The sequence below is a fragment of the Escherichia sp. KCJ4928 genome, assembly GCF_004352695.1.
Lineage (GTDB): Bacteria > Pseudomonadota > Gammaproteobacteria > Enterobacterales > Enterobacteriaceae > ECMA0423.
The window spans coordinates 1-485 of record NZ_SJWV01000592.1 but is presented as its reverse complement, the minus strand read 5'-3'; the positions used below and the strand labels follow the sequence as shown (position 1 = coordinate 485).

Here is a 485-nt window from a genome sequence, read left to right as displayed (position 1 = left end):
CTGGGGTATGCGGCGGATGACCTTGGTCTGGTGGGGGATATGTATCAGGAGGCGAGGCAGCGTTACATCCGTAATTCGATGGAAGCCTGGCGCAATAATGAGGCGAATAAACCCAAATCCCGGGGCGAAAAATCTGAGACGGAAAAAGCGGAAGACAGTTTTTCCCGTCTGCTGAAGCAGCAGAAGGAACAACTGGCACTGGCCGGGAAGAATACAGAACTGGCAAAACTGAAATACCAGACCTCGCAGGGCGAGCTGAAAACCCTGACGGAGATTCAGAAGCAGGAGCTGCTGCGCAATGCTGCCCTGATTGACCCGGGCAGCGGATGGTTCACTCGGCGTGCGTGCGGTGGGCCGCATGAACGGCAGTGCGGGTCTGGTGTATTCTCCGGTGTACCACATCGCCATTCAGAATGACGGCGCTAACGGGCAGATAGGGCCGGAAGCGGCGGGCACCCTTGTGCAACTGATTGACCAGCGGGTAC

1 pseudogene is annotated in these 485 nt (G+C 57.3%); it reads left to right on the top strand.

Features of this window, described 5'->3' with window-relative positions:
* Positions 1–485 (top strand): annotated as a pseudogene (locus tag E0D98_RS25755) (hypothetical protein); the annotation flags it as partial.